This window comes from uncultured Microbacterium sp. (genome assembly GCF_963521645.1).
Taxonomy (GTDB): domain Bacteria; phylum Actinomycetota; class Actinomycetes; order Actinomycetales; family Microbacteriaceae; genus Microbacterium.
Map to the genome: position 1 here is coordinate 1 of NZ_CAUQVQ010000108.1, position 7,182 is coordinate 7,182.

Consider the following 7,182-nt stretch of genomic DNA (forward strand, 5'->3'; position numbering starts at 1 on the left):
GCCGAGGCCGCTCCGGCGCCCGTCGCTCCCGCTCCTGCGGCCGCGCCGTCGGAGCCCGCGCCCGCCGCAGCATCGACCACCGCGTCCGAGGCGTCCGCCCCGGCCGGGAAGCTCAACCTGCCGACCGAGAGCGACAACCTGTACGTGACGCCGCTCGTGCGGCGCCTCGCCTCGCAGCAGGGCGTCGACCTCGCCACCGTCACCGGAACCGGCGTCGGCGGACGCATCCGCAAGGAAGACGTCCTCAAGGCCGCGGAGAGCGCGTCGTCGGCACCCGCCGCCGCTGCCGCCCCCGCAGCTCCGGCCCCGCTCGAGACCTCGCCGCTGCGCGGCACGACCCAGCCGATGTCCCGTCTGCGCAAGGTGCTCGCCAAGCGTGCCGTCGAGTCGATGCAGCAGACGGCTCAGCTGACGACCGTCGTCGAGGTCGATGTCACCGCTCTCGCGGAGTACCGCGACAGCGTCAAGGGCTCGTTCCTCGAGAAGACGGGAGACAAGCTGTCCTTCCTGCCGTTCTTCGCCCTCGCCGCCGCGGAGGCGCTGCGCGCCTTCCCGATCGTGAACGCCACGGTCGACGGAGAGAACATCGTCTACCCGGAGACGGAGAACGTCTCGATCGCCGTCGACACCGAGCGCGGCCTGCTCACGCCGGTGCTGCGCGACGCCGCATCGAAGAACATCGCCGAGATCGCGCACGAGATCGCAGATCTCGCGGCTCGCACGCGTGACAACAAGCTGAAGCCGGATGAGCTCGCCGGCGGCACGTTCACGCTGACCAACACCGGTTCGCGTGGTGCCCTGTTCGACACGCCTGTCGTGTTCCTCCCGCAGTCGGCGATCCTCGGCACCGGCACGGTCGTCAAGCGCCCCGGTCTGGTGAAGGTCGGCGGCGCCGACGCGATCGCCGTGCGCTCGTACGTCTACCTCGCGCTGTCGTACGACCACCGCATCATCGACGGTGCAGACGCGGCGCGCTTCCTCGGTGCCGTCAAGGCACGCCTCGAGTCGGCGCAGTTCGCCGCTCAGCTCGGAGCCTGAGCACCGCACCTTCATGGCTGGTCCGCGACGTCGTAGGCGTCGCGGACCAGCCATCGGTCTTCCCCCCGGACGAGAACGAGCAGCCGCTCGCTCAGCAGCGGCTCGTCGTCATGCGCTTCCGTCGCGGCGGCGGCCCTGATCACCGCGACGTCGCCGTACTCGTCCACGAGCGAGAACTCCGCCTCGGCGCCGATCGCATCGACCGACTCCGACGACAGGATGTCGCGCAGTGCGGTCGATCCCGGGGCCAGCGCCGTCGGGCACTCCTCGTCGCCGGACTGCGCGCACTCACGCATCGAGGCCGAGAGGCGCGACGCGGCCTGGACAGGGTCTTCCGCGGCAGCCCCGTGAGACGGCGCGTCCGGCGCATCCTGAGCGGGGGCGTGCGGCGTTCTGCTCGGTGTGGTCGGACTCGCGGTGACCGCCTCGTCGCTCTCGGCGGCGTCCGCCTTCGTCGCGATCGTCACGTCGGGTTCCGCGCCGGCGCCGCCTGACGCAGGCGCCTCCCCCGTGGCTCCGCCGGGCCAGAGCAGCCCGCCCACGAGTATGAGGGCGGCGACTGCCCCCGCCACGACCAGCCGACGCCCCGGGCGTGCGGATCCCCCCACCTCACCCTCACGCCCGGGGTTCGACCGTGTCCCGCCGCCGGCTGCTCCGCCGGTGCGGGCGTCGCGCGCGCGATCGGCCCCCGGGATCGCGCTGCGTATCCGGCGCACCGCGCTCTGCCCCGTCTCGCGGAGCGACGAGCCCGCGCCGGCGATGATGTGGCGCATCGTCGACCATGGGCCGTTCTCCTCACCGCCTCGTGCGGCGGCGCGCGCGCTGCGTCGGGATCCGAGGGGCTCCGCGCGGAGGCTCCGCACCATCTCGATGTCTCGCGCTCGCTCAGGTGCGTGGGAGTTCCGGCGCAACGGTTTCGGGGACGCGACCGCGAGCAGCTCCGCCTCCCACAGGTGCAGCTGTCGCGGGGGCACACCCGGACGCTCCGCGTCCTTCCGCAGCCCGTCGCGAATCCCCGCGAGCAGGCGCAACATCGTGCGGTCCACGGACGTCCGATGCAGCGAATCCACGAGCCTGGCGGCACTCGCGCGCGCGTCATCGCCCGCACCGATCACGAACAGTGGGCGCCCCTGGTCGGAGAGCCACCATTCACCCGCCTCGGTCCCCCCGGGCGCACTCGCAAGCTCGTCGAGACCCCGAAGAAGACTCCCCACGAGCGTGCTCACCTCACCCGCCGAAAGCGCCTCGGCGACCGCCTCGCGACGACCGAGGAAGACCGACACCCGCTCGGTGCACCACGGGAGGAGCACGTCATGGCCGTCTCGCCGTCTGACCACGTCGACAGGACCCGCGATATGCTCGTCGCCCGCGTGCGCCCACCCTGCCCACCCGCTCAGCGAGTCGGCGTCGGTCATGACGCAGACGGACTCGCGGTCGCCGACGAGCGCGCCGGCGAACGGCCCCTCGTGTGCGTCGAGAACCCGGATCACCCGATGGGCCCCCGGCACGAGTGCGGCCGAATCACGATGAGCATCCGCGCTGTTCATCCGCCCATCTCAGCGCACCCGGTGTGTGCCGAGTCCGCAGAGTCGCGCGATGTGCACCGATCGCCGGTGCCTTGCGCCCCGTGCAGGAGCAGTCGATCGTCGAATCCGCCTCACGCGAACGGCGTCATGAAGCCGTCGGGCAATCGGTAGTCTTAGAAGCATGGCAAACCGCACGTCCGCACCCGAGAAGCGTCCTGGGTTCTTCTCCCAGATCAAGTCCCTCTTCAGGTTCACCCGCGAGGTGTACCCGTGGCTTCCCTGGGCCCAGATCGCCCTGCTGGTGCTGGGAGTGCTCCTCGGCCTCATCGTCGGATACCTCATCCCGCCGTTCCAGGTGTGGACGCTCATCCTCTGGGCCATCTCCGGACTCATGCTCGGTGTGCTCGGCGCGATGTTCCTCATGACGCGCATGTCCACGTCGGCCATGTACCAGAAGATCGACGGCATGCCCGGCGCGACGGGACATGTGCTGAGCACCAGCCTCGGTCGCAGCTGGTCGGCGTCGGAGACCCCCGTGGGGATCAACCCGAAGACGCAGGACGCCGTCTACCGCACGGTCGGACGCGGTGGAGTGGTCGTGGTCGGCGAGGGAGCCCGAGGCCGTCTGACGCGCCTGGTCAACGACGAGCGCAGCAAGGCCGCACGCGTCGCCCACGGCGTCCCGGTGACCGTGCTCTACGTCGGGCACGGTGAGGACGAGGTCGCGATCGCCGACCTCGCGAAGACGATCAAGAAGCTTCCCAAGGTGATCGACAAGGCGACCATGGCGGCCGTCATCCGGCGCATCGAATCCGTGTCGCAGTCGATCTCGTCGCTGCCGATCCCGAAGGCCTGCGCCCCGACGATGGCCCGCGCTCCGCGGCCTGGTTGTGCGGGGGGCCCCCCCCCTGCCGCGCGGCCGCTCTCCTCGGAGGGCGGCCGCGCTTCGTCGTTCACTCCGACAGTGGCTGACGAGGCAGCCTGCGCACCTTCGCACGGCGCCGTCGGCGTTCGGGGACCATGGAGCGCATCTCATCGAGCTTGCCGAAGCAGAACAACCGGTCGTCTGCTTCGAGCACGACGTGCTTCCGCGGGTTCGGGATCACGGAGACACCACGGTGCAGCGTCAGGACCGTGATGTCGCGCTCCCAGAGACCCGCCTCACCCAGCGTCTTGCCCACGAGATCGACCGCGCCGTGCACCATCAGCTCGGCGACGCCGTAGCCCGTCGACACGGTCAGGCGTTGCCGCACGTCGATCTCGGGGAAGGCGACCTGACCCGCGATGTAGTCGATGATCGCGCCCGCGACGTCGAGCTTCGTGGCCGTCTCGATGCCCTGGAGGCCGGGCGAGGAGTTGACCTCCATCACGAGGGGTCCGTCCTCGCCTTCGAGCATGTCGACACCGGCGACGCGAAGACCCATGATCTGCGCCGATCGCACCGCGGCGCGCTCGTAGATCGGGTCGAGCTCGATCGCCTCGACCGATCCTCCCCGGTGCACGTTCGAACGGAACTCGTCGCCTGCCGCTGAGCGGCGCATCGCGGCGACCACCCGGTCGCCGACGACGAGGGCCCGGATATCGCGCCCGCGGCTCTCGGAGATGAACTTCTGGATCAGCACGTTCTGCTTCGTCGAATGCAGCGTCTCGATGATCGCCTCGGCGACCTTGACCTGCGGGGCGAGGATCACGCCGATCCCCTGGGTTCCCTCGAGCAGTTTGATGACGACCGGCGCACCGCCGACGCGCTCGATCGCCGGTCGCACATCGGCGCGGTTGCGCACGAACGCCGTCGGCGGCATCGCGATGTTGTGCCGCGAGAGGATCTGGTTCGCGCGGAGCTTGTCCCGCGCACTCGAGATCCCGTTCGCCGTGTTCGGCGTGTAGACGTCCATCTGCTCGAACTGTCGGACCACAGCGGTGCCGAAATACGTGATCGAGTTGCCGATACGCGGCAGGATCGCGTCGTAGTCGCTGAGCTGGCGCCCGCGATAGTGCAGATCTGGTTCGTCTGCGGTGAGGTCGATCGCGAATCGCAGCGTATTGAGCACCTTGACGGTGTGCCCGCGCTGCAGCGCGGCCGCACGCAGTCGTTGGGTGGAGTACGCCTGCGGCGCACGGGAGAGCACTGCGATCTTCACGGGGGATTTCCTGCCAGGATGGTCGGGTGAGCAAGTCATCCCATTCAAACACTCTTATCGGGTGGCGAGAATGGGTGAGCCTCCCCGATCTCGGCGTCGACTGGATCAAAGCCAAGATCGACACGGGAGCGCGCACCTCTTCACTGCATGCATTCGATATCCACGAGTTCGAGCGCGACGGCGCGTCGTGGGTGAGGTTCCAGGTCAAGCCCTGGCAGGACAGCCAAGAGGATGCGGTGATCGTCGAGTCCCCGGTGCACGACCGGCGCGATGTGCGCAGCTCGTCGGGGCACGCCCAGCGCCGGTACGTCGTCGAGCTGCTCATCCGTCTCTACGATCGCGAAGTGCTGGCGGAAGTCACCCTCAGCAATCGCGACGAGATGGGATTCCGGATGCTGATCGGGCGCGAGGCCCTGCGTCAGGGATACGTCGTCGACCCGGCGCGGTCGTTCGTGGGCGGGCGTGCGCCGCGCGAGGCACGCCGCCGCAACCGCGGCAAGGACTGACCCCGCTCAGGCGCGGATCAGCACCAGGTCCGTGGCCTTGTCGTGCAGCCCTCGCTGATCGGCGTCCCAGATGACGGCGGGGATCACGACGACGATCAGCAGGGTTCTGACGACCGGGCGCCAGAGGCCCACCCACCCGCCCGAGAGGCGGATGACGCGCATGCCGAGGATGCGGTGTCCGGGGCTCCCGCCCGCGGTGGGGATGAAGAGGATCTGCAGCAACGCGAACACGGCCAGCGGCGCGAACTGGGTCAGCCCGGCCTCGGAGGGCAGGGCGAACTGGTCGAAGCCCAGGAAGCCCGTCGCGATGATCGTCGCGGCGGCATAGTCGATCACGAGTGCGCCGATCCGACGCCCGGGTCGAGCGATGCTCCCGGGTCCCGTCTCCGGCATTCCGAGTCGTTCTCCGGGGTACGTGTTCACGGCATCCGTCACGTCACCAGCCTACCGGCGCGTAACATCCCCGAAACAAAGCCGATACCGTGGAGTAACGCCCTGCACGTACTGTGCACAATGGCCGTGAAGCCATCGATCCGCAATCCAGGAGTCGTACATGTTCAAAGATTCGTCCGAGGTGCTCGCCTACATCAAGGAGAACGACGTCAAGTTCCTTGACATCCGATTCACCGATCTTCCTGGTGTCCAGCAGCACTTCAACATCCCCGCCTCCACCGTCGACGAGGACTTCTTCACCGACGGACAGCTGTTCGACGGCTCATCGATCCGCGGCTTCGCGAGCATCCACGAGTCCGACATGCAGCTCATCCCCGATGTCACGACGGCGTACATCGACCCGTTCCGCGAGGCCAGCACCCTGGTCATGATCTTCGACATCTACAACCCGCGCACGGGCGAGATCTACTCGAAGGACCCGCGTCAGGTCGCCAAGAACGCCGAGAAGTACCTCGCGTCCACCGGCATCGCCGACACCGCCTTCTTCGCACCCGAAGCCGAGTTCTACATCTTCGACGAGGTGCGCTACTCGGTCACCGCAGGCGAGAGCTTCTACAAGGTCGACTCCGAAGAGGCCGCGTGGAACACGGGTCGCGAGGAGGAGGGCGGAAACCTCGGCAACAAGACCCCCTACAAGGGCGGCTACTTCCCCGTCTCCCCCGTCGACAAGACGGCGGACCTCCGCGACGACATCACGCTCAAGCTCATCGATGCCGGATTCATCCTCGAGCGCTCGCACCACGAGGTCGGCACGGCGGGCCAGCAGGAGATCAACTACCGCTTCGACACGATGGTGCACGCGGCAGACGACATCCTGAAGTTCAAGTACATCGTCAAGAACACGGCCGATCTGTGGGGCAAGACCGCGACCTTCATGCCGAAGCCGCTCTACGGCGACAACGGCTCGGGAATGCACACGCACCAGTCTCTGTGGAGCGAGGGCAAGCCGCTGTTCTACGACGAGGCCGGCTACGGACAGCTCAGCGACATCGCGCGCTGGTACATCGGCGGAATCCTCGCACACGCGCCCGCGCTGCTCGCCTTCACGAACCCGACGCTGAACAGCTACCACCGTCTGGTCAAGGGCTTCGAGGCCCCGGTGAACCTCGTCTACTCGGCAGGCAACCGATCCGCTGCGATCCGCATCCCGATCACGGGCTCCAACCCCAAGGCCAAGCGCATCGAGTTCCGCGCCCCCGACGCCTCGGGCAACCCGTACCTCGCGTTCGCCGCGCAGCTCATGGCCGGTCTCGACGGCATCAAGAACCGCATCGAGCCGCACGAGCCGGTCGACAAGGACCTCTACGAGCTTCCGCCCGAGGAGGCCAAGAACATCCCGCAGGTGCCCAACTCGCTGCTGGACTCGCTCGACGCCCTCAAGGCAGACCACCAGTTCCTCCTCGAGGGCGGCGTCTTCACCGAAGAGCTCATCGAGACCTGGATCTCCTACAAGTACGAGAACGAGATCCTGCCGATGGCCCAGCGCCCGCACCCGTTCGAGTTCGAGCTGTACTACGG

6 protein-coding genes and 1 pseudogene are annotated in these 7,182 nt (G+C 68.2%); 4 read left to right on the forward strand and 3 right to left on the reverse strand.

Annotated features, from left to right (window positions below):
* A partial coding sequence (gene sucB, locus RWO82_RS14510; RefSeq protein WP_314428239.1) for a 2-oxoglutarate dehydrogenase, E2 component, dihydrolipoamide succinyltransferase occupies positions 1 to 1,038 on the forward strand: 1,038 nt, incomplete at its 5' end.
* A gap of 11 nt (positions 1,039 to 1,049) precedes the next feature.
* Here the strand turns inward: sucB and RWO82_RS14515 are convergent.
* A complete protein-coding gene (locus RWO82_RS14515) occupies positions 1,050 to 2,585 on the reverse strand; it encodes a hypothetical protein (RefSeq protein ID WP_314428240.1) in 1,536 nt (511 codons plus the stop codon).
* A gap of 160 nt (positions 2,586 to 2,745) precedes the next feature.
* On the opposite strand from RWO82_RS14515, the pseudogene RWO82_RS14520 reads away from it, so the two are divergent.
* Positions 2,746 to 3,435: pseudogene (locus RWO82_RS14520) on the forward strand (DUF4191 family protein); the annotation flags it as partial.
* Between the two features lie 82 nt (positions 3,436 to 3,517).
* Here the strand turns inward: RWO82_RS14520 and RWO82_RS14525 are convergent.
* Positions 3,518 to 4,705, reverse strand: a complete 1,188-nt coding sequence (locus RWO82_RS14525; protein ID WP_314428241.1) for a RimK family alpha-L-glutamate ligase — start codon at positions 4,703 to 4,705, stop codon at positions 3,518 to 3,520.
* 26 nt (positions 4,706 to 4,731) lie between these two features.
* Here RWO82_RS14525 and RWO82_RS14530 point away from each other — a divergent pair, with 26 nt between their 5' ends.
* Positions 4,732 to 5,211 carry an ATP-dependent zinc protease gene (locus tag RWO82_RS14530; RefSeq protein WP_314428242.1) on the forward strand — a complete coding sequence of 160 codons (480 nt, stop codon included), beginning with the start codon at positions 4,732 to 4,734 and terminating at the stop codon, positions 5,209 to 5,211.
* 6 nt (positions 5,212 to 5,217) lie between these two features.
* On the opposite strand, the gene RWO82_RS14535 is transcribed toward RWO82_RS14530, so the two are convergent.
* Positions 5,218 to 5,604, reverse strand: a complete 387-nt coding sequence (locus RWO82_RS14535; protein WP_314428244.1) for an RDD family protein — start codon at positions 5,602 to 5,604, stop codon at positions 5,218 to 5,220.
* 160 nt (positions 5,605 to 5,764) lie between these two features.
* Between RWO82_RS14535 and glnA the strand changes: the two genes are divergently transcribed.
* Positions 5,765 to 7,182: type I glutamate--ammonia ligase (gene glnA / locus RWO82_RS14540; protein WP_314428243.1), on the forward strand; the 1,418-nt coding region annotated here is incomplete at its 3' end.